Genomic DNA, 23,646 nt, shown 5'->3' with positions numbered 1-23,646 from the left:
AGAAGCCTTGGCGGGGCGTTGAGGATGCGCCCCTACAAAACGTCTTACAGCCCCAGCACCGCTTCGATCACGCGGTCGCAGTCCTCAAAGCTCAAGTTGGTGGAGCAGGGCAGATTGACAATATACTTGCGGTAGGCCAGGGCCTTGTCCAGACCGTAAGCCTCGTTGCGGGGGTAGTCGGCCTGCTCGTGGATCAGCGCCCACACCGGGCGGGTCTGAATCTGCTGGGCCTGCAATTTCTCAATGACGGTGTCGCGGTCCAGGCCGGAATCTTCCAGATACAGGCTGAAGAACCAATGGTTGGAGCGGCATTCCTCCTCACGGAAAGGCAGAATGCGCAGCCCCTTCACGCCGTCCAGTGCGGCTGCATAGCGGTCATACAGCGCCTTTTTGTGGGCGATAAAATCTTCCAAACGCTCCAGCTGGGCCAGGCCCAGGCAGGCCTGCACGTTGGTCATGCGGTAGTTGTAGCCCACCTCATCGTGCAAAAATTGCAGTACGTCGGCCTTGGCCTGGGTGGACAGATGCTTGGCGTGCTCGGCCCAGTCCGGGTGGTTGGAGACGACCGCACCGCCCGCACCGGTGGTGATGATCTTGTTGCCGTTGAAGCTGTAACAGCCGATATCGCCGATGGTGCCCGCAAACTTGCCGACAAACGGCCCGGTGGTGCAGCGGGTACCCAGGGCCTCGGTGGCATCCTCGATCAGAATCAGGTGATAACGCTTGGCAATGGCCGCCAGGCGGGGCATATCGGCCATGTTGCCGAAAACATGGACGACTTCCAGCGCCTTGACGTGGGCACCGGTCTTTTTGTTGTACAGCTTATCGCCGCGCAGCTCGCAGTGGTTCGCACAGAAATCCTCCACCGCGTCGGGGTCAATGCACAGGCTGTCGTCGCAGCCGATGAAGACCGGCTCCGCGCCGACATAGCGGGTCAGCGGGTTGACGGCGGCGATGAAGGTCAGCGTCGGGACGATTACCTCATCCCCGCGGGTGATGCCGACGGCCATAGCGGCCAGATGCAGCGCGCTGGTACCGGCGTTGCAGGCCACGGCGCGGGGCATGCCCACGTAAGCGGCCAGCGCTTCCTCAAACTCCGTGACTTTGCCGCCGCTGGTGGAGACCCACCCCGACGTGATGGCCTGTCCGGCCAGCTCGGCCTCGCGCACGCCGAAATTCGGAACAGAAAGAGGAATAAATCCAGACATAACAATGCCTCCATAATACAGCAGTCGCACCGGAATTGCCCGGCGGACAGAATTCTACAAATATTCTATTTTATTATACCGCTTTTACGGGGAGAGAGCAAGAAGAAAATGGGCTGGAAAAGCCTCCCTTGCCAAAGGGAGGCTTTAAAACGCAGCCGCCCCATGCGTGGGTGTGCATGGGGCGGCAGTCTTGGCGGAAGAAGCGGTCGGGGTGTAGGTGCCTTCCAGCTTTTGGCCGTTCGCCGCCTTGTCGTACAGTTCCTTGGTCAGGGTCGTGTAAACGCCCTCAATGCCCTTGAAGGAAACGCCCTTCCAATCGCAGTAATCCTTCTTGGCAATCTCAAAGCCCTTGCCGATATCTGCGGCGCTGAGCGCGTATTCCTTGCCATCGATGGTGACAGTAACGGTCTTGTTTGCCATAACGGTAAACTCACTGAAACCGTCGGGGTTGACGAAGGTGATGGTCTTGACGATGCCGTTCTCGGTTTTCGTCTCGGCCTCATAATAGTAGACAGTGCCGTCCTCTTGAACACAAAAAGACGCCTTGCACCCGGCAATGCTTTCCTTTATAATGGGTACAAAAACCAGGGGGCGTTCTGCATGAAAAAAATCTGCCGCTGGGCCTGCCGCCACCGCGCGGGCCTGCTGGCCCTTGCCGTGGGCTTCGCGACGTGGGGGCTGTTCTATATCGCCCACCGCAGCACCGCCGCTATGGACTGGTGGCTCGCGTATGTTTCGATGCCCGTCAAGCGCGGCTTTTCCTTTATAGTAGACCCGCTCCCGTTCAGCACGTGCGAGCTGGGCGCAACGGTGCTCATCGTCGGGGCGCTGGTGCTGCTGGCCCGCGCCGTGCGCCGCCGCAGGCTGGCGGCCTGGGCGCTGCATATGGCCGTGCTGCTGGTCTGGGGGTACGCGGGGGTCTGCGCACTGTGGGGCACGCAGTATTATGGCACGAATTTTGCCGCCCGCGCGGGCATGGCCGCCCCGCCCGTCAGCACCGGGGAACTGGCCGCTGTGACCGACTACTTTGCCGACAAGGTCAACGCGGCGGCCCCGCTGGTGCAGCGGGATGAAAGCGGCGTGTTTGCCACCGACAAAACCGAAATTTTTGCCGGGTGCGCCCATCTGTACGACCCGCTGACCGAGCGCTGGCCGTTTTTGGCCGGGCCGGAGCGCCGCCCCAAGCCCGCCATCTACTCCAAACTCATGAGCGCCTGGGGCTTCACCGGATATCTCTGCCCGCTGGTGGGGGAGAGCACCCTCAACGTGGACAGCCCGGCGGTGTTCCTGCCGGTGACGATTGCCCACGAGCTGGCCCACCAGCGCGGCGTAGCGGCCGAGCAGGAGGCAAACTTCGTCGGCGTCATGGCGGCCACGGCCAGCGCCAACGCCGACTACGCCTACTCCGGCTGGCTGTTCGGCTACCTGCACCTGTCCAACGCGCTGTACGAGGCTGACCCCGCGCTGGCAGCGGCCAGCTACCAGACCCTTTGCGCAGAGGCACGCGCCGACCTGGCCGCCAACAACGCCTACTGGAAGCAGTGGGAAGGCCCGGTCAAGCAGACGGGCGAAAAAGTCTACACGACCTTTTTGCAGGGGTACGGCCAGGACCTGGGTATGCGCAGCTATGGCGCATGCGTGGATCTGCTTGTGGAAGAATTTTTGACCAATACAACTTCTTGCGATTGACAGTGCCCCGCACCGCTAGATGCCCGGAAAGTTGTTTCCACAATATCACAATTCTTAACAAACAGCCCACCCGGATGTTGAAAATTTCGGCGTTTTTCAGCGCCTTTTTCGTCCCTCGCCCTCTTGCGGCGGGGGCTTTTTCATGGTACGATTTATGGTGTAGGAATTTAGAATTTTCAACTGTGAGGAACAGGAATGTTTAATAAAAAGAATCCCATGCGGTATTTCTCCGGCAGCACGTTTGCGCGGCTGCCACTGTATAAGCTGGCGGCGGGCGGCACGGCTGTCGCGCTGACGGCCAGCATCGGCCTGGGCGCGTTCGCGGCGGGCGTTACGCCGTTCAACCTGCCCACGGCCACCCCGGCCCCGGTCGTGACCGCCACACCGGAAACGGCAGCCACGCCCACGCCGTCGCCGTCCCCCACGCCCAGCCCTACGCCGGTGCCGGACCGCACCCTGACCATGGAGGCCACCGTCGTGCAGCAGGACGTCGGCGTGACGCTCTACGTGGACCCGCTGCCCGAAGCCACAGCAACGCCGGAACCCACGGCTCTGCCGTCTGCGTCGCCCAAGGCTGGCGCGTCGGCGGCGTCCGGGGCTAAACCCACGGCCACGCCAAAGGCGACCGCCACCCCGACCCCGACGCCTACCGCTGCTCCGACCAAGGACGACGAGCAGGAAAAGACACCTCTGCTGGGCGTTGAGGGCACCATCACCCTGACCGACGCCAAGGGCAACGCCACCGACTACGCGCTTGACCCCGAGACCGGCACCGCCCTGGCCGAGGACGTGGAACCCGGCGACTACACGCTGGCCCTGCAGCCCATCGAAGGCTACACCACCCCCGAAGCCCAGACCGTAACTGTGAAGGAAAAGGTCGTCTACAAGGCGGATGTACAGGCTGTCAAGGAAAAGATCGTTCAGGCAAGCCAGGTCAACGAGAGTGCCGAGGACTCCGGCGTCAGCAACGCAGGTTCCGCGCCCATCGTCGAGGAAGTGACTGACACGGTTACCTATGCCGAGAGCGACAAGACCGAGACCGGCACCAAAACTACTTACACGGCCAAGTTGAGCAGCAGCGGCCACCTGCTGCTGGCCGACGGCACCGAGACCCCCTATCTGCCCGTCTACCAGGACGGCACGCGGGATCTGATCGGCGCGACCCGCGACCCGAACTACGCGGCCAACACGAACACTTCTGCCTGGCTGCCCGGCGCAGCGGATTCCATTCAGCTGCTGGGCGCGGCCAACACCCGCATGGCGTGGGCACACCGCGCCGATGAACCCGCCGTGCAGGAGGGGGATGAGGCGGCCTCCATCGCCGAGGAGACGCCCGCTCCCACCGAGGCTCCCACTCCGGAACCGACGGCAGAGCCTACTGCCGAGCCCACCGCAGAGCCGACGGCAGAACCAACCGCCGAGCCTACACCGGAAGTGACGGCGACGCCCGAACCGACGGTCGCCCCCACGAACACCCCGGCCCCGACCGAGGCCCCCACCGCCACGCCGGATCCCACGGCGGGCTGGCCTGACAATATCGAGGCCAAGGATCTGGCGAGCTACGGTTTTGACGTGACCAGTTCCGACGACACCGTGTACCAGTACACCGGATGGCAGGAAATTGACGGCGTGACGTACTATTATGACCCGACGACCCACCAGCCCGTCACCGGACAGCAGGTCATCCAGGGCGACGTTTACACCTTTGGGGCGGACGGTGCGCTGAACCGCACGGCCCGCGGCATCGACGTTTCCAAGTTCCAGGGCAGCATTGATTGGAACGCCGTCAAGGCCGACGGCATCACGTTTGCCATCATCCGCTGCGGCTACCGCGGCTACGGCAGCGGCGCACTGGTCGAGGATTCGACCTACCGCGCCAACATCCAGGGCGCTATCAACGCGGGCCTGAAAGTCGGCGTCTACTTTTACAGCCAGGCCATCAACGAGCAGGAAGCCGTTGAGGAGGCCAGCATGGTGTTGAGCCTGGTGGGCGGGTACAGCCTGCCGTTGGGCGTCTACTACGACACCGAGAGCGTTGCGGGCGGCCGCGCCAACGCCATCAGCGCCGCCGAGCGCACGGCCTGCGCCGTCGCTTTCTGCGAGACGATCCGCAACTCCGGGTACAGCGCGGGCGTTTACTCCTACGCAAGCTGGTTCTACAACGCGCTGAACTTTGCGAACATCAGCAAGTACAACATTTGGATCGCCCAGTACCGTGACACGCTGAGCTTCAGCTACAAGTACAACATCTGGCAGTACACCGGCTCCGGCAGTGTCAAGGGTATCTCCCGGCCAGTGGATATGAACATTGGATAAAACCAAATAGAATAGAACTTCCCCCTGCTTGCGCAGCACTGCGCAAGCAGGGGGAAGTTCTTTGATAAACGGATCGCCCTTGCGTTTGTGATGAACGCAAGGGTATTTTTACTTTGTGTAGCAGCTCATCTTTGCGCTGCTGCCGCCTCTTGTCTGGCCGCTGCCGTGGATGATGTACTTGTAGGTACACAGCTCCGCCAACCCCATGGGGCCGCGGGCGTGCAGCTTTTGGGTGCTGATGCCCATTTCGCAGCCCAGACCAAACTCGCCGCCGTCGGTAAAGCGGGTGCTGGCGTTCACGTAGACCGCTGCGCTGTCCACACAGGCCGTGAACCGCGCCGCTGCCTCGGCGTCCGCTGTGATGATGGCCTCGCTGTGGTGGGTGGAATGCCTGGCAATGTGCAAAATCGCTGCGTCCACGTCGTCCACCACGGCTACGCTCAGCTTGTAGTCCAGATATTCCGTGTCAAAATCCTGCGGCGCGGCGGGCACACCGTCGATGATGGCGGCGGCCTGGGCGTCCAGGTGCAGCTCCACCGGCGTTAAGCCGGCGGCGGCGCGGCCGTCCACCAGGCGGGTCTTTAACATCGGCAAGAACTGCGCTGCAACGTCCTTGTGAACCAGCAGCGTTTCCTCGGCGTTGCAGACGCTGGGGCGGCTGGTCTTGGCGTTTTCCACGATGTCCACCGCCATTTCCAGGTCAGCGGCTTTGTCCACGTAGACGTGGCAGATGCCGGTGCCGGTCTGGATACAGGGCACCGTCGCGTTCTCAACACAGGCGCGGATCAGCCCCGCGCCGCCGCGGGGAATCAGCAAATCGACCAGGCCGTCGGCAGTCATCAGCTCGTTGGCGCTGGCGTGGGAGGTGTCCGACAGCAGGCTTACCGCACACTCCGGCAGGCGGGCTTTGCGCAGGCCCGCGCGCAGGGCCTCCACGATGGCGTGGCAGCTGGCCCAGGCGTCGCGGCCGCAGCGCAAAATGCAGGCGCTGCCCGCCTTGATAGCCAGGGCGGCGGCGTCGCTGGTGACGTTGGGGCGGCTCTCGTAAATAATGGCGATAACGCCCATCGGCACAGCAGTCTTTTCAATAATAAGACCGTTGGGACGCACAATTTTGCGCAGCACCGCGCCCACCGGATCCGGCAGGGCGGCGACCTCGCGCATGCCCTTTGCCATGTCGGTCAGACGGCTGGGGGTCAGGGCCAGGCGGTCCAGCATTACGTCGCTCACGCGGCCCCGGGCAGCGTCCAGGTCGCGCTGGTTTGCCTCCAAAATCTTGTCACTGGCGGCGATCAGCGCCACGGCCATGGCCTCCAGCGCGGCGTTTTTCGTGTCGGCATCGGCCAGCGCCAGCGGCATTTTTGCGCCCTGGGCGGCCTGCAAAATTTCCTGTGTGGTCATGGGGAACCTCCCTTACTTGTGGCCTGCAAAGCGAGTGCCCACCGGCTTGCCCTCAACGATATCGTACAGCACCTCGGCGTGGGCGCCGTTGGTGATGATCATGTCCACGCCCGCGGCGGTGGCACGCTTGGCAGCGGTGACTTTTGTCAGCATGCCGCCGGTGCCCAGGGACGAACCTGCGCCGCCCGCCAGCATTTCAATTTCGGGGGTGATTTCTTCCACCACCGGGATGAGCTTCGCGTCGGGGTGGGTGTGGGGGTCGGCGGTGTACAGGCCGTCGATGTCGGACATCAGCACGACCAGGTCGGCGTGGATGCACGTTGCTACCAGTGCGGCCAGTGTGTCATTGTCGCCCAGGGAATATTCCTCGCAGGCGATGGGGTCGTTCTCGTTGATGATGGGGATTGTGTGCAGCTGCAAAAGACGTTCCAGCGTGTTTTGCAGGTTGCGCAGGCGGTTTTCGTGGTCGAAATCCTCCCAGGTCAGCAGCATCTGCGCCACGGTGTGGTTGTACTGGCCGAACAGCCGGTCGTAGGTGTACATCAGCTCGCACTGGCCCACGGCTGCGGCGGCCTGCTTGGTAATGATGTCGCTGGGCTTTTCGATTTGCAGTTTGCCGACGCCCAGGCCGGTAGCCGCCGACGACACGACAATAAGCTGATGCCCGGCGTTCTGGATATCGCTCCACACCTTGACCAAATCCTCGGTGTGGCGGATGTTGAGCAGCCCGCTGGGGTGTGCCAGCGTGCTGGTGCCTACTTTAACGACGATACGCATAATTTACTTCTTCCCCAAATCCTTCGTTTTCTCATACGCTGCCAAAACGGCGTCGGTCACGGCGCCGCGGAAGGCGCGTTCCTCCAACAGGCGCACGCCCTGGATGGTCGACCCGCCGGGGCTGCACACGGCGTCTTTCAGCTCGCCGGGGTGCTTGCCGGTTTCCAGCACCATGCGGGCGCTGCCCAAAAGCATCTGGGCGGCGTACTCCTGCGCCTTGGCGCGGGGCAGACCAGCCGCCACGCCGCCGTCAGCCAGGGCTTCAATGAACTGGTACGCCCAGGCCGGGCCGCAGCCGGACACCGCGCTGGCGGCGTCGATCAGGCTTTCCGGGACGGCGTCCAAACGGCCCGCGGGGGCCATGGCGGTGAGCCATTCGTTCAGCTTGTCCGGCTCCACATCGTCAGAGCAATACTGGATCATGCCGTCGCCCAGCGCCACGGGGGTGTTGGGCATCATGCGGATGATGGGGTAGCCGCTGCCGGCCATCATGCGGATCTGCTGCATCGACAGCCCCGCCGCCATCGTGACCAGCACAAAGGGACGGCTCTCGGCGCGGGCTTCCAGTGCGGGGGCCAGCTCGTCCAGCATGTCGGCCATCATCTGGGGCTTCACCCCCAGAAAGATGAAATCGCAGATGCTGGCGACTTCCTCATTTGTGCCGCAGGCACAGCCGAGTTCCTCGGCCAATGCCTGTGCCTTGGCGGGCGTGCGGTTGGCCAGCAGCACATCCCCGGCACCGGCACCCTTGCAGACCGCGCGTGCCACGGCCCCGCCCATGTTGCCGCAGCCGATAAAACCGTATTTCATAAAGAACCCCCCATACCTTATTTTATATACAGTATAATGGTAGTACAGCGGGGGCATTTTGTCAACGGAAAAAAGGCTTCTCTCCCTTTGAGGAAGGCTTTAGGTCTGGATTTTTGCGGCAGATTTGCTATAATGTGGGTAACGGAGAATTTGTAGGGGGCGGCGTCCTCAACGCCCCGCAACAGAGCAAAAGGAGCACACTATGCAATACGTCAACTTTGGTCAAACCGGCCTGAAAATTTCTCGCCTGGGGTTTGGCGGCATCCCTATCCAGCGCATCGACCAGCCCGGCACGCGGGAACTGCTCATCGCTGCCCATAAGGTGGGCGTCAACTACATCGACACTGCCCGCGCCTACACGGTCAGCGAGGAATGGATCGGCCAATCGCTGGAAGAAGCGGGCCTGCGGGATGACTTCATCCTGGCCACCAAATGCCGCGCCCTGACCAAGGCCGACATGGAGGCCGAGATCGCCACCAGCCTGAAAAACCTGCGCACCGACCACATCGAACTGTTCCAGTTCCACAACCCCAGCATGGAGGGCCTGCAAACCATCCTGGCCCCCGGCGGCGCAATGGAAGCCCTGCTGGAAGCCAAGACCAAGGGCGTAGTGGGGCACATCGGCATCACGGCGCACCTGGCCGCCGTGTTTGAGGCCGCGCTGGACATCCCGGAAATCGAGACGATCATGTTCCCCTATAACATCGTCGAGCAGCAGGGCAAGGAGCTGATCGACCGCTGTGCGGCGGCGGGCAAGGGCTTTATCGATATGAAACCCCTCGCGGGCGGGGCCATCGAGGATGGCCGCCTGGCGCTGCGGTACGTGCTGTCCAACCCGGCGGTGACGGTGGCGATCCCCGGTATGGCGACGGTGGACGAGCTGAACGCCAACGTGGCGGGCGCGGCGAACATCGACCCGCTGACCCCCGAGGAAGAAGCAGCCTGCCAGGCCGTGCGCGACGCGCTGGGCACGCAGTTCTGTCGCCGCTGCAACTACTGCGCCCCCTGCACGGTGGGTATTTCCATCCCCAGCGTGTTTTTGTTCCAGGGGTATCTGAACCGCTATGGCTTGCAGCAGTGGGGCCGCGAGCGCTACGCCACCCTGCAAACCAAGGCCGGGGCCTGCATCCGGTGCGGCGCGTGCGAACCCCGCTGCCCCTATAACCTGCCCATCCGCCAGATGATGAAAAAAGCCGCCGAGGACTTTGGAGAGTAAAAGCCCTGGCCTTCCCACGAAGCGGAAGGATTCCTGCCCAGGCTGCGGGTGTAGCGGCGTGCAAGGCAAAGCCCATCGGAATCCCTCCGGCTGTCTTCGGCGTCCACCTCCCCTCAAGAGGGGAGGCTTTTTTGTTATCTCACTTTTTTCCCCGAAAATATTGTTTTTTCGGGGGCGAACGTGTATAATTTAACCTGTATAACTTTGTGTAAAATGTGAGGAATGAGTGTTATGCTTTCCGACCCCCAGCTGCATTATCTGGACAACGCTGCTACCTCCCGGGTGGATCCGGCGGTGGCGCAGGCCATCACCACGGCCATGGTGGAACACTGGGCCAACCCCAGCAGCCTGTATGACCCCGCCGTGGCCGCGCAGGACGCCATTATGACCGCCCGCGCCCGGGTGGCCAAGACCCTGCACTGCCGCAGCGACGAAATCTACTTTACCGCCTGCGGCAGCGAGGGCAACAACATGGCCGTCTACGGCGCGGCCCGCCCGCGCAAGCACTGGGGCAACAAAATCGTCGTGACCGGGTTCGAGCACCCCAGCGTGCAGCGCCCCATCCGCGCCCTGAAGGACGAGGGCTTCACCGTTGTTGAGGTTCTGCCCGGCCCGGATGGCCGCATCGACACGCAAAAATTTTTGGCCGAGATCGACAAAAGCACCGTCCTTGCCGCCTGCATGGCCGTCAACAATGAGACCGGCGCGGTGCAGGATATCGCCGCTTTGGGCAAGGGCATCAAGACCCGCAACAGCCGCACCCACTTCCATGTGGACGCCGTGCAGGCGTGGCTGCGTATGCCTATTGACCTGCAAAAATGGCGTGAGGTCGATAGTTTGTCTGTCTCCGGCCACAAGGTACACGCGCCCAAGGGCGTGGGGGCGCTGTTTGTGCGGGACAGCCAGCGCCAGAACCTCAAGCCGCCCTACATCGGCGGCCACCAGGAGCGCGGCCTGCGCCCCGGCACCGAGAACACGCCCTACATCGTGGGCTTGGGCGTGGCGGCGGCCCAGGGTCAGCAAAAGCTGCGCACCCGCGCCGCCCACATTGCTGCGCTGAACCAACAGCTGCGCGCGGGCCTGGCCGCGCTGGACGGCATCACGCTGAACTCGCCCGAGGACGCGGTGGGGGAGATCGTGAACTTCTCCACCAACTGCATCAACAGTCAAACTTTTATCAACTATCTGAACACCCGCGCGGTGTATGTCTCGGGCGGATCCGCCTGCGATAAGGGCGAGCCGAGCCACACCCTGCAGGCCATGGGCTGCGCCGATTTGACCGTGCGTACTGCCCTGCGCGTGAGCTTCTGCGCCGACAACACCGCCGAGGACGTGGACGCACTGCTGGATGGGGTAAGAGATGGGTTGAAGGAATTGCAGCATATTTGAACGGCTGCTGGCGGCGGCCTGAGAGCAGGCCGCCCTACGAACCCCTTTTCGGGCAAATCGTAGGGCGGGGTGCCCTCACCCTGCCGCAGACAGTAGGGGCGAGGCATGCCTCGCCCTCCGCCTTCCCGTTACAGTGCGTCTGCCGTAGAGCCGAGGGTCGGGCATACCCGACCCCTACCGTGCAGTCGCATATTTTGAAAGGAACTACAGAATGAAAGAAATCATCCTCGCCTATCAGGGCGAAATGACGCTGAAGGGCCTGAACCGCGGCAAGTTTGAAGCGCGGCTGGCAAAAATCATCCGCTGGCGTCTGGAGCCACTGGGCAAGTTCAAGGTCTACCAGGCCCAGAGCACCGTTTTTATCGAGCCAAAAGAGGACGGCCTTGATATGGACGAGGCATTCCGCCGCGTGTCCCATGTGTTCGGCATCGTCAAACTCAGCCGCGCTGTCGAGTGCCCCAAGGATTTTGATGCCATCTGCGAAACCGCCGAGGCCTACCTGGGCGAGACGCTGCGCGGTCTGCGCACCTTCAAGGTCGAGGCCAAGCGCGCCGACAAGGCCTACCCGATGAAAAGCCCCGAAATCTGCCGCGAGTTGGGTGCCTACCTGCTGGACAAGCACCACCACCTGCGCGTGGATGTGCACAACCCCCAGCTGGAAATCATGGTCGAGATTCGTGACCACGCCGCCTACGTCCACGGCCCCAAGGTCGAGGCTGCGGGCGGTCTGCCGGTGGGCACCAGCGGCCGCGCACTGAACCTGCTGTCCGGCGGCATTGACAGCCCCGTCGCTGCCTGGTGTATGGCCCGCCGCGGCCTGGCGCTGCACCACATCCACTTTGCCAGCCCGCCGTACACCAGCCTGCGCGCCAAGCTGAAAGTGCGCGATCTGGCGCGGGAAATCGTCGAGTACACCGGCAACTGCACGCTGTTTGTCGTGCCCTACACCAAGCCTCAGGAGTACATCCGCGACCACGCGCCCGACGTGCTGTTCACGGTTTTGATGCGCCGCAGTATGCTGCGCATTGCCAACCAGGTGGCGAAAAAGCTGGAATTGCAGGCCCTCATCACCGGCGAGAGCCTGGCCCAGGTCGCCAGCCAGACCATGGCCGCGCTGGCCTGCACCGACCAGGCCCAGGATCTGCCTGTGCTGCGCCCCTGCATCGGCATGGATAAAATCGAGATCATCAATATTTCGCGTAAGATCGGCACGTTTGAGACGTCCATTGAGCCGTATGAGGACTGCTGCACGATCTTTACCCCGCCGCACCCCAAGACGAACCCGACACTGGACGAAATTCTGGCTGCCGAGGCCGCTATGCCCGCTCTGGCCGCGCTGGAAGCCGAGGCCGCCGAGAATGTTGAAAAGATCTACATCCGCATGGGAGATGACGAACTGCTGTGACAGCTGAAATTATATGCGTAGGTACGGAACTTTTGCTGGGAGATATCCTGAACACCAATGCCCAGTTTTTAAGCCGCGAACTGGCCGAGCTGGGCATCAGCGTACTGCACCAGCACGTCATCGGCGACAATCCCGCCCGGCTGAAAGAGCTGGTTTTGCAGGCAAAAAGCCGCAGCGACCTGTTGATTTTTTCCGGCGGGCTTGGCCCCACCGAGGACGACCTGACCAAGGAGACGGTGGCCGAGGCCTTCGGCGATACGTTGGCATTTGACGAGACAGAGTGGCAAAAGATACTTGACTTTTTCGCCCGCACGAATCGCCGTCCGACGGAGAACAACCGCAAGCAGGCCATGTGCCCGACCAAGGGCCACAAGCTCATCAACGACCACGGCACCGCCCCCGGTGCTTGGTTCGAGGATGAGAACGGCCACTGCGCCGCGCTGATGCCCGGCGTGCCCCGTGAGATGAAGGCCATGTGGGCTGAGCAGGTGCGCCCGATTTTGCTGCACCGCCAGAACTGCACGATCCACAGCCGCACGCTGCGGGTGCTGGGCGGCGAGAGCGCCATCGCCAGCAAGGTCGCACCGCTGTTTGAGGCAGCCAACCCCACCGCCGCCATCTACTGCAAGACTGGCGAGTGTGAGATTCGCGTGACCGCCCGCGAGGCTACCGAGCAGGCCGCCGAGGCCGCCTGCAATGCCCGCATTGCGGAGTTTAAAGAGATTCTGGGCGCAGCGGCCTATGACGTTGACGTGCCTGCACTGGAATACACGGTGGTACGCGCTTTGCGCGAGCATCACCTCCACGCTGCCACGGCGGAGAGCTGCACCGGCGGCATGATCGCCGAGCGGCTGACCAACGTGCCCGGCAGCAGCGAGGTGTTCGGCTTCGGCTTTGTCACCTACGCCGAGGCCGCCAAGCAAAAGCTGCTGGGTGTGGACGCCGCCGTGATTGAAAAGTACAACGTTGTCTCCGGGCCTGTGGCCGCTGCCATGGCCTTTGGTGCTGCGCGGAAATCCGGCGCGGAGCTGGCTGTGGGCATCACCGGCCTGGCCGGGCCGGGCGGTGCGCTGCCCGGCAAGCCGGTGGGCACGGTCTACCTGGCTGGTGCCGACACCCGCACGAACACCGGGTATTTGATGCGCCTGACGCTGGGCGGCTACCAGGACCGCGCCATCATCCGCACCCGCGCCGCGCTCTACGCCCTGGATATGCTGCGCCGCATGGCGCTGGGCCTGGATGTGCCGGAGAGCATACTGTTTACTCCGCAGACCCCCAACAGCGATTTGGATATATAAAGCAATAGAAAGGTTCCACCATGGTCAACACTCAACTGAAAATTCTGCGTGTTTTCGGGCCTACGGGCGCGGAGGTGTCCAGCGTACTGCGGCAGATCCGCGACGATGGCTGCCCCGGCCTGCGCCTGTTGGAGCGCGACGGCGAATTTGCCATCTGCGTGCAGGTCAGCGCCCCCAACCGCGCCATGGCGGAGCAATACTGTGACAAATGGGCCGCGCGGCTGCGGGCCAAGTTCGGCGACGATGTCTTTGCCGAGGGCGAAACGAGCTTGGCCCAGGCCACGCTGGATGCCTTGCTGGACAAGCGCAAGCTGCTGGTGGCCGTGGACGAGACGACAGGCCGCCTGCTGGGTGCGCTTTTGCAGCCGTTGGCCCACAGCGAGGCCGTGTTCGACTTTGGCACCGAGAGCTACGCCGACCCGCAGAAAGCCCGCCGTATCGCCGTGCCGGAACAGCTGTTGAAGCGGTTCCCCGGCGATGTAGTGCAGGCCGCTGCAGGCCGCGCCCTGGCCGCCATGCAGGTGACCGGCGCGGACTACGCGGCTGCCTATATGCCCGCCAGCGTGGGCCAGTGCCCCTTTGTGCTGGTGTGCGACCGCCGCGGCGCGGTGGCCTGCGCCCTGCCGCCCGATATGAACGACACGTTCATCGCCAACCAGATTTTGGATCTGCTGCGCCGCCGCCTGTTCGGCTTGCAGCTGACCGACTCCTGTATCACCTTCCGCCCCGGGCACGACCGGCCGCTGCTTGTCGTGTCGGAGGCCGCCAAGAGCCGCGGCAATACGGTCCGGTTCTCGCTGCGCCGCCGCACGCCGCCCACCCGCGACGCCGACCATACGGCGGATTTTGAGCCGATGCTGGACTTTGACCGCCCGGTGGCCCCGCCGAAATTTGCCGCCCCTGCGCAGGAAGTGGAAGCAGCCGCGCCGGAGACGGACTCCGCCCCGCAGCACCGCACGCTGCGCCGCCACGAAGCCGTGCCCACCCCGCCGCCTGCGGCCCCGGCTGTGCCTGACCACGAGCCGACCGGTGTCATCCAATTCGAGAGCGACGACGCCCCGGCCCCGGCGATGCCTGACCCGCTGGCAGTCCAGACGGCTGGCCCCGAAAATGCCCGCCATGCCCGCATCCGCCGCGCCCGGCCTGTGACCGCTGACCCGGCCCCCAGCGTGCCGCTGATGCCGGTAGACCTGCCGGACTTTTCGGAAAATTCGCCGGAGACCGAGCCGCAGGCTGCGCCGCGCTCGGTGCTGGACGATGATATCCCTGATTTCTCCGCTGACCTTGACCCCGCCGCCATTGCCGCCGCCCAGGCTGCCGATGACGCCGCCGAGGCCGCAGGCAAGAGCGCCAGCGTTGAGGACTTTACCCGCGCGGCGACCCAGCTGTTTGACGCCAGCGCCATTGAGGAGGCTGCCCGGGAAAAAGCAAAGCCCCGCAAAAAGCGCAAAAAGAACGCAGATTCGGACGCCGACCTGCCTCCGAAGCAGCCCGCACCGCCCAGCATCAAAAACCGCAGTTTGGAAATTATTGAAAAGAGCGAGCGCCGCCGCAGACGCACGGTCACGCTGATCCTGGTCGTGCTGTTGCTGGCTGTGCTGGCCGGTGCCGGGGCGCTGTGGGTGTTCTTCCGCAATGATCTGGGTGCCAGCCCTGCCGCCAAAAGCTACGGCACGGCGCTGTACGATTCCACCGCTGAGAGCTATCTTGACAAGGCGCTGGACCGCCGCGTAGGCGTGGTGGCCTACCTGGGCTGGCCCGGCTTTGATGGCGCGTTGGTCTACTCTGCCGACACGCCCACGCCCGAAACGCCGGAATCCGGCGCAGAGCCGGGGTCCATCGTCCGTTTTGCCACCCCCAGCGCCCTGGACGCCGCCACCCCCGGCAACACCGTGTTGGAATGCACCGGTGACGACTACAAGGCGCTGGCCGACCAGGACACACTGAAACAGAACGGCGGCTTCACGCTGTATACGGCAGACCGCACCTACCGCTTCAAAGCGCTGGCGGTCTACTACTACGATCCCGCCGAGCAGGGCGAAGGCGCGTTTGACCTGTATGGCAGCACCGACCTGTCCAACTATTACGACTACCTGACCTTTGTGGCGGGCATCCAAGCCCGCAGCCTGTTTGACACCGGGGTGGAGGTGGGTGACGAGTCCCACTTCCTGACCGTGACGACCCAGAGCGGCGAGAACGGTGCGCTGCTCTGCATCACGGGCCGCCTGGTCGAGGACGGCGAGGCCGAGGTGCTGAACACCGCTGCCTTTACCGCCGCAGAGGGGCCGCTGCTGACGGCGGCCCAGTACCAGAGCAAGGGCCAGCCGATGCCCACGGTCAGCGCCCTGATGCGGACCAGCGTGGAGCGCTATGCCCAGCAGAGCGCCGCCACCCAGGCCGCCCGCAAGAGCAGCGGCACGGCCCGGGACGACACCACCGACGCCGCCGATCTGGCCCAGCGCGCCGACGAATTGCAGAACATCACCGACAGCCTGCTGGCCAGCACCGACAAGATGCTCAAGGGCCTGACCGATGTGGCAGGCTCGACGAACGCTGTGGAGACGGACCTGAACAAGGGTGCCGAGGGCACGCTGCCCGAGCAGACGGTCACAGTGGATCAAATCAAGGTGACGGCCACGCCGGCCCCTACCGACGCCCCGACGCCCGAACCTACCGAGGCCCCGGCGTCGGACGCCAACAGCGAACCGACCCCGACTGAAGCGCCGACCCAGGCCCCGCAGCCCGACAACAGCACCGGCACCGAGGGCGAGACCATCAACGTGACGATGAACGGCACGGCCCAGACGATGGACCTGGTGCGCTGCCTGGCGATGGTGGCCCAGAACGAACTTGGCCCCAACGCCCCCGCCGAAGCCTACAAAGCCCAGTGTGTGGCGACCCACTGCTGGATTTTAAGCCAGTCGGGCTATCCGTCGGTGCGGGGTGCAGAGCCGGGCGCAGCTGCGCTGGCCGCTGCCCAGGAGGTTGCCCATGTGCTGGTGACTTACAATGGGCAGGTCTGCTTCACGCCGTATTTCGCCTCTGCCAGCACGGGTACAGCCTCGTCTGCCGAGGTCTGGGGCGGTGAACGCGCCTGGCTGCAGGCCGTGGACAGCCCCTACGATCAGCAGGTTTCCAGCAACTGGAACACCAACGGCAATTCCAGCGGCACGGCCCGCTTCTCCCGCGAGACGCTGGAGAACCGCATCCGCGACGAGCTGGGCATCGACCTGGCAGGCGTGGACCCCAACAGCTGGTTCACCATCAAGAACGCCAACCAGTACGGCTGGGTCGCCAAGATTCAGGTCGGCCCCGATGGCAACAGCGAGACGGTCAGCGGCCGCTGGTTCCGGGAAAACCTGCTGGCCCGCCAGAGTGTGGATGGCCGCAGCCTGCGCAGCCAGTGCTTCACGGTCAGCTATGACGCCAATCTGGATTGCTTTATCTTTGATGTGTACGGTTACGGCCACGGCTGTGGCATGAGCCAATGGGGTGCCATCGGTTACGCCCGCAACGGCTGGAACTATCAGGATATTTTGACGCATTATTTCGTTGGGACGACGATTACGACGTATTGATAGTACAGAAAAAGAGCGTGTGCAAGAAATGGCACACGCTCTTTTTTGGCAGTAACATCCACCGCACGGCGGGAATCCCTCCGAACTCGCTTCGCTCGGCCGCCTTCCTTTGACAAGGGAGGCTTTAAAGGCCCCCTTGTTAAAGGGGGCTGTCACCGAAGGTGACTGGGGGATTCCGCCGCGCGGTGGTTATAGCAACTCCTCCCCATCCAGCACCGCTTTCACCAGCACGTCCCCCTCATACGTCAATTCCAGATGGAAAAACGGCGCATCCTCAGCCAGCAGCTTAAAGAAAATTTTATCCCCCTGCCAAATCGGCAAATCCTGCACAGCATTCTTGTCCACCCACTCTAAACACCCCTCGTCGCAGTCTGTCATCACGCCGGAAAAATCCGTGCAGGTGTACAGGTGCATCCGCTCGGCAGGCCAGGGGTCACAGTAAAAATCCACGATGCCGCGATAGACAGGCGTGTGCATCGTCAGGCCGGTCTCTTCGCGCACCTCGCGCAGGGCGCAAGTCAGCGCATCCTCGCCCGGCTCAAACTTGCCGCCGACGCCGACCCACTTGTCGTGGTTGACGTCGTTTTTCTTTTTGACGCGGTGCAGCATCAGGTACGCGCCGTCTTTTTCGAGATAGCAAAGGGTGGTTTGCAGTAAATCCATAGGGAACTCCTTACATATTTTGTATGAATCCGCAGATACTACCATAAAAAACCAGGGAGGATTCTGTATGAGAGCGACAGGAATTGTGCGGCGCATCGATGAATTGGGCCGGGTGGTCATCCCGAAGGAGATACGCCGTACCCAGCGCATCCACTCGGGCGACGCACTGGAAATTTTTACCGATGGTAAAGGGGAAGTTGTCTTTAAAAAGTATTCGCCGCTGGCAGAGCTGGGCGAGCCGGCCGCCGCCTACGCCGATGTGCTGGCCCGGCGGCTGGGCTGTGGTGTGGCTGTCTGTGACCGGGAAAAGATCGTGGCCGCCGCCGGGGCGGGCAGAAGTGAGCTGCTGGGCGAGCCGCTGCCGCCTGAGTTGGACGCCCTGCTGGCCCGCCGCAAGCTGTACACCGCACCGGAAGAGCCGCTGCACCGGGTCGCGTTGGGCAGGCGCTGGCTGCTGTGCGCCGCGCCGGTTTTGGTGCATGGCGATATCGAGGGCGGCGTGCTGCTGCCGGGGATGCGCCGGGATGCCGTACCCGACCCCGAGACCATCCGCGCCGCCGCCACCGCCGCCGAGTTTTTAGCGCGATGGATGGGGGAGTGACGGGGTGTCTGAATGTACACCGCCATGTAGGGGCCGGGCATGCCCGGCCCTCAGCTTTCCCGCAAGCGACCGTTTTCCGTACAAGTGCAGGCCGGGCATAACCGGCCCCTACATATATAATAGGTAAGAACCCTGCCGTGATTGTGACGAAACTGTTAAACTTACAAAAAAATCGGAAAAACCCCTTGACAGTTTGCAAAACGGGAATATAATTAACTTAGCACTCAGAGATAAAGAGTGCTAAACAAAACCGAAAGCAAACCAAAGGAGATGAGCAGCATGGCCATGGACGCGCGCAAGCAGCGTATACTGGAAGCCATTGTTGCCCTGTATGCCAACGGCGGCGAACCGGTCGGTTCGGGCCTGCTGGCAAACTACTTTGACATGGCACTGTCCAGTGCAACGCTGCGCAACGAGATGGCGGCGCTGACTAAGCTGGGCCTGCTGGAACAGCCCCACACCAGTGCAGGCCGTGTGCCCAGTGCCCAAGGCTATCGCTACTACCTCGACCACCTGATCGATGCGCCGAAGGCCAGCGCCCTGCCGGATGCCGACCGCCGCCACATCGATGACCTGTTCGCCGCCATGGATGCCGAGCCGGAAAAGCTCGTGCCCGCTGCAGCCCGCAGTTTGGCTGATTTGACTGGCTGCGCCGCTGCCGCCACCACGCCCCAGGCCCCGGATCTCTGCATCGCCCACTTTGAGGTTGTGCAGGTCGGGCGGTACAGCGCGGCGGTGCTGGCAGTCACCAGCGCAGGCGGGGTGCGTACCCGCGTGGCCCGCGTCGATACCGGCCTGTCCCGGGACGACGCCGCCAACATCGCGCAGCTGCTCAACCGGGGGCTTACGTTTGTAGCCCCGCAGGACCTCAGCCCCATGCTGATGGCCAGCCTGGTGCTGGCCGCAGGTGAGCGGCTCAGCCCCGTGATCATGGCCGCGCAGGCACTTGTCACCACCGGCCCGCAGGCCTGCCTGGAAGGCGCACAATACCTGGCAAAGATGCCAGATGTCCGCCAGAACCTAGGCACGCTGCTGGAGATTTTCTCCGACAACGAGGCCGCTACCGAGTTGATCCGCCCCGAGGGAAGCCGCGTTACGGCCACCCTGGGCTGCGATCTGGATCCGGCCATGCCGGGCTGCTGCATCGTCAGCAAGCGGTATCTGGCGGGTGGCGGGCTGACAGGCTCGGTGGCGCTCATCGGTTCCACCCGCATGGAATATGAGCGGCTGCTGCCGATCCTCGACTACTTTGCCGCAAAGCTAGGGCAGAGTATGGCCGGGCAGGGCCAATAATTGGAAAGAAGGAGACCCGCAATGAGCCACGAAAAAGAAACCAAGCAGACGCCCGCCGCAGAGACCAAGGCGCCTGAGACCGAGGCCAAGGCCCCTGAGCAGGAGGCCCCCAAGGCCGAGAAGCCCGAGGCAAAGCACGAGGGTAAGCACCACCACGAGACAGCGGCCTTGCAGGCTAAGCTGGACGAGGCGGAGAAAAAGAACGAGGAGCTGAAAAACCAGCTGCTGCGCACCGCCGCCGAGTATGATAACTACCGCAAGCGCAGCCAGCGCGAGGCCGACCAGAAGTTCAACGACGGTGTGTCCCACGCTGTGACCCAGATTTTGGGCATCCTGGATACGCTGGATATGGCTGCCAACGCCGCCTGCACCGACGAGAACTACAAGAAGGGCGTCATGATGACGCTGGACAAGGCCGCCAAGGCCCTGGAAACGCTGAACATTACCGAAATCGAAGCGCTGAATCAGCCGTTTGACCCCAACTTCATGAACGCCGTTTCGCAGGCCCCCGCCGCCGAGGGCCAGGAGAGCGGCAGCGTCACGCAGGTTTTCCAGAAGGGCTACAAGATCGGTGACAAGATCATCCGCCACGCGATGGTCGTCGTCGCAGAATAAGGCGAACCGAATCAAAAGATTCGTTTCCATATAAATTGACATTCACTACTGTTCAAAGCAAATTTGAAGGGAGTTTTTATTATGAGCAAAATCATCGGTATTGACCTTGGTACTACCAATAGCTGCGTCGCTGTTATGGAAGGCGGCGAGCCTGTCGTCATCGCGAACGCCGAGGGCGCCCGCACCACCCCGTCTGTCGTCGGCTTCACCAAGACCGGCGAGCGTCTGGTTGGCCAGGTCGCAAAGCGACAGGCCATCACCAACCCCGAGAATACCATCTCCTCCATCAAGCGTAAGATGGGCACCGCCGAGAAGGTCCACGCCGGCGGCAAGGACTACACCCCCGAAGAGATCAGCGCTATGATCCTGAGCAAGCTGAAGGCTGACGCCGAGGCTTACCTGGGCGAGCCTGTCACCGAGGCCGTCATCACCGTCCCCGCCTACTTCAACGACAGCCAGCGTCAGGCCACCAAGAACGCAGGTACCATTGCCGGCCTGAACGTCAAGCGTATCATCAACGAGCCGACCGCTGCTTCTCTGGCCTACGGCATCGATAAGGAAGCCGACCAGAAGATCATGGTCTACGACTTGGGCGGCGGTACCTTCGATGTCTCCATCATCGAGATGGGCGACGGCGTTACCGAGGTTCTGGCCACCAACGGTGATACCCATCTGGGCGGCGATGACTTCGATGAGCGCATCATCAACTGGATGGCCGAGGACTTCCAGCGCGAGAACAACATCGACCTGCGCAAGGATAAGATGGCTGCCCAGCGTTTGAAGGAAGCCGCTGAGAAGGCTAAGATCGAGCTGTCCAGCGCCACCACCACCAACATCAACCTGCCCTTCATCACCGCCGATGCCAACGGCCCCAAGCACCTGGATATGACGCTGACCCGCGCCAAGTTCAACGAGCTGACCGCTGACCTGGTCGAGCGCACCATGACCCCCGTCCGCAAGGCTCTGGCCGACGCCGGCCTGAAGGCTTCTGACTTGGCCAAGGTCCTGATGGTCGGCGGCTCCACCCGTATCCCCGCCGTCTACGACGCTGTCAAGAAGGAACTGGGCTGCGAGCCGTTCAAGGGCATCAACCCCGATGAGTGCGTTGCTGTCGGCGCTTCCATTCAGGGCGGCGTTCTGCAGGGCGATGTCAAGGGCCTGCTGCTGCTGGATGTCACCCCGCTGAGCCTGGGCATTGAGACCCTGGGCGGCGTCTGCACCAAGATCATCGACCGCAACACCACCATCCCCACCAAGAAGAGCCAGATCTTCTCCACCGCTGCGGACAACCAGCCCAGCGTTGAGGTCAACGTCCTGCAGGGCGAGCGTGAGTTTGCCCGCGACAACAAGAGCCTGGGAACCTTCCATCTGGATGGCATCGCTCCGGCTCCCCGTGGTGTGCCGCAGATCGAAGTTACCTTTGATATCGACGCGAACGGCATCGTCCACGTCAGCGCGAAGGACCTGGGTACCGGCAAGGAGCAGAGCATCACGATCACTGCTTCCACCAACATGAGCAAGGACGACATCGACAAGGCTGTCAAGGACGCCGAGCAGTATGCCGCTGAGGATAAGAAGCGCCGCGAGGAAGTCGATGTGCGCAACAACGCCGACCAGATGGTGTTCCAGACCGAGAAGGCCCTGGGCGAGTTTGGCGACAAGGTCTCCGCTGAGGAGAAGAGCGAAGTCGAGACGAAGCTCTCCGCCCTGAAAGAGGCCCTGAAGTCCGGCAGCATCGATGACATCAAGGCAAAGCAGGATGACCTGCAGAAGGCTTTCTACGCCATCAGCGAGAAGGTCTACCAGCAGGCCGCCCAGGCACAGGGCCAGCAGCCCGGTGCCCAGCCCGGCCCCGACGCCGGTAGCCAGCCCAAGGATGACGGTGCCGTTGACGCCGACTTCCACGAGGTTTGATGCGTAACTAACCCATAATAAGGCCGCCGCTGGGCTACCCCGGCGGCGGCCCTTGGGGGTTATAGAGAAAGTTAAAATAAAGCCTTCCCCCCTCGGGGGAAGGTGGCCGCAGGCCGGATGAGGGGCGGCGCTGCCGTGGCAGCCTGTTTATGGGCAATCGCCGGCAGTTCCCACCTCATCAGTCCGCTGCGCGGACAGCTTCCCCTCAGCGGGAAGCCTTTTCACAACCCATAAATAGAGGGGATAGATTCTATGGCAGAAAAACGTGATTACTACGAGGTGCTGGGGATCGGCAAAAACGCCACCGATGCCGAGATCAAAAGCGCCTACCGCAAGCTGGCCAAAAAGTACCACCCCGACTTGAACCCCGGCGATAAGGACGCCGAGGAAAAGTTCAAGGAGGTCAACGAGGCCAACGATGTTCTTTCCGACCCGGACAAGCGCAAGCGCTATGACCAGTTCGGTTTCGCTGGGGTCGATCCCAACTATGGGGCCGGCCAGCCCGGCGGCGGCTTCGGTGGCGGCTTTGGCGGCGGTTTCGGCGCAGGCGGTGTTGACCTGGGCGATATCTTCGGCGATTTGTTCGGCGGCGGTGGCTTTGGCGGTTTCGGCGGTTCCAGCCGCGCCAACCCCAACGCCCCGCGCAAGGGCCACGATATCCAGGCCAACGTCATCCTGACCTTTGAGGAAGCGGCCCACGGCTGCGCCAAAAAGGTGACGCTGAACCGCCAGCAGACCTGCCCGGACTGCAACGGCAACGGCTGTGCCCCCGGCACCAGCCCCGAGACCTGCACCGAATGCGGCGGCCGCGGCTATGTCGTGACCCAGCAGCGCACGCCCTTTGGCGTGATGCAGAGCCAGCAGCCCTGCCCGCACTGCGGCGGCCGCGGCACCATCATCAAGAACCCCTGCAAGACCTGCCGCGGCACCGGTAAGACCAGCGCCCGCAAGACGCTGGAAGTCAAGATTCCCGCCGGTATCGACGACGACCAGAACATCGCGCTGCGCGGTCAGGGCGACGCAGGCACCAACGGCGGCCCCGCCGGTGACGTGATCGTCCATGTGACGGTCAAGCCCGACGCCGTGTTTGAGCGCGACGGCTACGACGTTTACGTCCGCGTGCCGATTACCTACTCCCAGGCCGTCCTGGGCGCTGAAATTGAAGTGCCCACTGTGGACGGCAAGGTCGCCCAGAAGATTCCCGAGGGCACCCAGAGCGGCACGAAGTTCCGCCTGCGCGGCCAGGGCATCCAATATCTGAACGGCCGCGGCCACGGTGACCAGTATGTCATCGTGGATGTGGAGATTCCCAAAAAGCTGAACCGCACCCAGCGCGAAGCCCTGAAGGCATTTGAGGACAGCTTGAAGGACGAGAACTATGAGAAGCGCAAGAACTTCTTCAAGAACCTGAAAGACCGGTTCATGTCCTGAATTTTATACAGCCCCGCCCCGGCAATGTGGAAAACATTTCCG

18 protein-coding genes are annotated in these 23,646 nt (G+C 62.9%); 12 read left to right on the top strand and 6 right to left on the bottom strand.

The annotated features are described in order from the left end of the window. Positions 1 to 44 precede the first annotated feature (44 nt). Entirely contained in the window at positions 45 to 1,208 is a 1,164-nt protein-coding gene (locus GPK89_RS15660) for a LegC family aminotransferase (protein WP_215694577.1), read from the bottom strand. Between the two features lie 144 nt (positions 1,209 to 1,352). Then, positions 1,353 to 1,841: a hypothetical protein gene (locus GPK89_RS15655; protein ID WP_215694575.1), complete on the bottom strand. Its 489-nt coding sequence runs from the start codon at positions 1,839 to 1,841 to the stop codon at positions 1,353 to 1,355. On the opposite strand from GPK89_RS15655, the gene GPK89_RS15650 reads away from it, so the two are divergent. Both GPK89_RS15650 and GPK89_RS15645 read left to right on the top strand, forming a co-directional pair. Next, positions 1,809 to 2,897 carry a DUF3810 domain-containing protein gene (locus GPK89_RS15650; protein WP_215694573.1) on the top strand — a complete coding sequence of 363 codons (1,089 nt, stop codon included), beginning with the start codon at positions 1,809 to 1,811 and terminating at the stop codon, positions 2,895 to 2,897. The two genes, GPK89_RS15655 and GPK89_RS15650, sit on opposite strands and share 33 nt — an antisense overlap. A 195-nt stretch (positions 2,898 to 3,092) precedes the next feature. Beyond that, positions 3,093 to 5,213 (top strand): GH25 family lysozyme, encoded by a 2,121-nt coding sequence (locus tag GPK89_RS15645; RefSeq protein ID WP_215694571.1) that lies wholly within the window; start codon positions 3,093 to 3,095, stop codon positions 5,211 to 5,213. 108 nt (positions 5,214 to 5,321) lie between these two features. Here GPK89_RS15645 and GPK89_RS15640 read toward each other — a convergent pair whose 3' ends face one another. From GPK89_RS15640 to proC, 3 genes are read right to left on the bottom strand one after another with little or no spacing between them, the layout of a single operon-like run. After that, a complete protein-coding gene (locus GPK89_RS15640) occupies positions 5,322 to 6,614 on the bottom strand; it encodes a glutamate-5-semialdehyde dehydrogenase (protein ID WP_215694569.1) in 1,293 nt (430 codons plus the stop codon). A 12-nt stretch (positions 6,615 to 6,626) separates the two neighbouring features. Next, positions 6,627 to 7,391 carry a glutamate 5-kinase gene (gene proB / locus GPK89_RS15635; RefSeq protein ID WP_215694567.1) on the bottom strand — a complete coding sequence of 255 codons (765 nt, stop codon included), beginning with the start codon at positions 7,389 to 7,391 and terminating at the stop codon, positions 6,627 to 6,629. A gap of 3 nt (positions 7,392 to 7,394) precedes the next feature. Further along, positions 7,395 to 8,201 (bottom strand): pyrroline-5-carboxylate reductase, encoded by an 807-nt coding sequence (gene proC, locus GPK89_RS15630; RefSeq protein ID WP_215694565.1) that lies wholly within the window; start codon positions 8,199 to 8,201, stop codon positions 7,395 to 7,397. A 202-nt stretch (positions 8,202 to 8,403) separates the two neighbouring features. On the opposite strand from proC, the gene GPK89_RS15625 reads away from it, so the two are divergent. From GPK89_RS15625 to GPK89_RS15605, 5 genes are all read left to right on the top strand, one after another. Beyond that, positions 8,404 to 9,417 carry an aldo/keto reductase gene (locus tag GPK89_RS15625; protein WP_215694563.1) on the top strand — a complete coding sequence of 338 codons (1,014 nt, stop codon included), beginning with the start codon at positions 8,404 to 8,406 and terminating at the stop codon, positions 9,415 to 9,417. 231 nt (positions 9,418 to 9,648) lie between these two features. Beyond that, complete coding sequence (locus tag GPK89_RS15620; RefSeq protein WP_215694561.1) at positions 9,649 to 10,806, top strand: cysteine desulfurase family protein; 1,158 nt, start codon at positions 9,649 to 9,651, stop codon at positions 10,804 to 10,806. 211 nt (positions 10,807 to 11,017) lie between these two features. Then, positions 11,018 to 12,211 carry a tRNA uracil 4-sulfurtransferase ThiI gene (thiI, locus tag GPK89_RS15615; RefSeq protein ID WP_215694559.1) on the top strand — a complete coding sequence of 398 codons (1,194 nt, stop codon included), beginning with the start codon at positions 11,018 to 11,020 and terminating at the stop codon, positions 12,209 to 12,211. Then, positions 12,208 to 13,509, top strand: a complete 1,302-nt coding sequence (locus GPK89_RS15610; protein ID WP_215694557.1) for a competence/damage-inducible protein A — start codon at positions 12,208 to 12,210, stop codon at positions 13,507 to 13,509. Before thiI ends, GPK89_RS15610 begins: the two co-directional genes overlap by 4 nt. A 20-nt stretch (positions 13,510 to 13,529) precedes the next feature. Then, positions 13,530 to 17,087 carry a SpoIID/LytB domain-containing protein gene (locus tag GPK89_RS15605; RefSeq protein WP_215694555.1) on the top strand — a complete coding sequence of 1,186 codons (3,558 nt, stop codon included), beginning with the start codon at positions 13,530 to 13,532 and terminating at the stop codon, positions 17,085 to 17,087. A gap of 189 nt (positions 17,088 to 17,276) precedes the next feature. On the opposite strand, the gene GPK89_RS15600 is transcribed toward GPK89_RS15605, so the two are convergent. After that, positions 17,277 to 17,750: an NUDIX hydrolase gene (locus tag GPK89_RS15600; RefSeq protein ID WP_215694553.1), complete on the bottom strand. Its 474-nt coding sequence runs from the start codon at positions 17,748 to 17,750 to the stop codon at positions 17,277 to 17,279. A gap of 67 nt (positions 17,751 to 17,817) precedes the next feature. Here GPK89_RS15600 and GPK89_RS15595 point away from each other — a divergent pair, with 67 nt between their 5' ends. From GPK89_RS15595 to dnaJ, 5 genes are all read left to right on the top strand, one after another. After that, complete coding sequence (locus GPK89_RS15595; RefSeq protein ID WP_215694551.1) at positions 17,818 to 18,351, top strand: stage V sporulation T C-terminal domain-containing protein; 534 nt, start codon at positions 17,818 to 17,820, stop codon at positions 18,349 to 18,351. A 279-nt stretch (positions 18,352 to 18,630) separates the two neighbouring features. Beyond that, on the top strand, positions 18,631 to 19,644 hold the full coding sequence (gene hrcA / locus GPK89_RS15590; RefSeq protein WP_252261718.1) for a heat-inducible transcriptional repressor HrcA: 1,014 nt from the start codon (positions 18,631 to 18,633) through the stop codon (positions 19,642 to 19,644). Positions 19,645 to 19,665: 21 nt separating this feature from the next. After that, a complete protein-coding gene (locus GPK89_RS15585; protein ID WP_215694549.1) occupies positions 19,666 to 20,259 on the top strand; it encodes a nucleotide exchange factor GrpE in 594 nt (197 codons plus the stop codon). Positions 20,260 to 20,340: 81 nt separating this feature from the next. Further along, positions 20,341 to 22,173, top strand: coding sequence for a molecular chaperone DnaK (dnaK, locus tag GPK89_RS15580; protein WP_215694547.1), 1,833 nt, complete (start codon positions 20,341 to 20,343; stop codon positions 22,171 to 22,173). A 252-nt stretch (positions 22,174 to 22,425) separates the two neighbouring features. Further along, positions 22,426 to 23,604 carry a molecular chaperone DnaJ gene (gene dnaJ / locus GPK89_RS15575; RefSeq protein ID WP_215694545.1) on the top strand — a complete coding sequence of 393 codons (1,179 nt, stop codon included), beginning with the start codon at positions 22,426 to 22,428 and terminating at the stop codon, positions 23,602 to 23,604. Positions 23,605 to 23,646: the final 42 nt, after the last annotated feature.

The sequence above is a fragment of the Gemmiger formicilis genome (assembly GCF_018784445.1).
Taxonomy (GTDB): Bacteria; Bacillota; Clostridia; order Oscillospirales; family Ruminococcaceae; genus Gemmiger.
Note: the sequence above shows the minus strand (reverse complement) of the source record. Positions and strands in the feature narration are given on the sequence as shown.

What these genes read in the sequence shown, in the direction of transcription:
- GPK89_RS15660 (WP_215694577.1), bottom strand. Translation starts at nt 1,208, where the DNA reads ATGTCTGGATTTATTCCTCTTTCTGTTCCGAATTTCGGCGTGCGCGAG.
- GPK89_RS15650 (WP_215694573.1), top strand. Translation starts at nt 1,809, where the DNA reads ATGAAAAAAATCTGCCGCTGGGCCTGCCGCCACCGCGCGGGCCTGCTG.
- GPK89_RS15645 (WP_215694571.1), top strand. Translation starts at nt 3,093, where the DNA reads ATGTTTAATAAAAAGAATCCCATGCGGTATTTCTCCGGCAGCACGTTT.
- GPK89_RS15640 (WP_215694569.1), bottom strand. Translation starts at nt 6,614, where the DNA reads ATGACCACACAGGAAATTTTGCAGGCCGCCCAGGGCGCAAAAATGCCG.
- proB (WP_215694567.1), bottom strand. Translation starts at nt 7,391, where the DNA reads ATGCGTATCGTCGTTAAAGTAGGCACCAGCACGCTGGCACACCCCAGC.
- proC (WP_215694565.1), bottom strand. Translation starts at nt 8,201, where the DNA reads ATGAAATACGGTTTTATCGGCTGCGGCAACATGGGCGGGGCCGTGGCA.
- GPK89_RS15625 (WP_215694563.1), top strand. Translation starts at nt 8,404, where the DNA reads ATGCAATACGTCAACTTTGGTCAAACCGGCCTGAAAATTTCTCGCCTG.
- GPK89_RS15620 (WP_215694561.1), top strand. Translation starts at nt 9,649, where the DNA reads ATGCTTTCCGACCCCCAGCTGCATTATCTGGACAACGCTGCTACCTCC.
- thiI (WP_215694559.1), top strand. Translation starts at nt 11,018, where the DNA reads ATGAAAGAAATCATCCTCGCCTATCAGGGCGAAATGACGCTGAAGGGC.
- GPK89_RS15605 (WP_215694555.1), top strand. Translation starts at nt 13,530, where the DNA reads ATGGTCAACACTCAACTGAAAATTCTGCGTGTTTTCGGGCCTACGGGC.
- GPK89_RS15600 (WP_215694553.1), bottom strand. Translation starts at nt 17,750, where the DNA reads ATGGATTTACTGCAAACCACCCTTTGCTATCTCGAAAAAGACGGCGCG.
- GPK89_RS15595 (WP_215694551.1), top strand. Translation starts at nt 17,818, where the DNA reads ATGAGAGCGACAGGAATTGTGCGGCGCATCGATGAATTGGGCCGGGTG.
- hrcA (WP_252261718.1), top strand. Translation starts at nt 18,631, where the DNA reads ATGGCCATGGACGCGCGCAAGCAGCGTATACTGGAAGCCATTGTTGCC.
- GPK89_RS15585 (WP_215694549.1), top strand. Translation starts at nt 19,666, where the DNA reads ATGAGCCACGAAAAAGAAACCAAGCAGACGCCCGCCGCAGAGACCAAG.
- dnaK (WP_215694547.1), top strand. Translation starts at nt 20,341, where the DNA reads ATGAGCAAAATCATCGGTATTGACCTTGGTACTACCAATAGCTGCGTC.
- dnaJ (WP_215694545.1), top strand. Translation starts at nt 22,426, where the DNA reads ATGGCAGAAAAACGTGATTACTACGAGGTGCTGGGGATCGGCAAAAAC.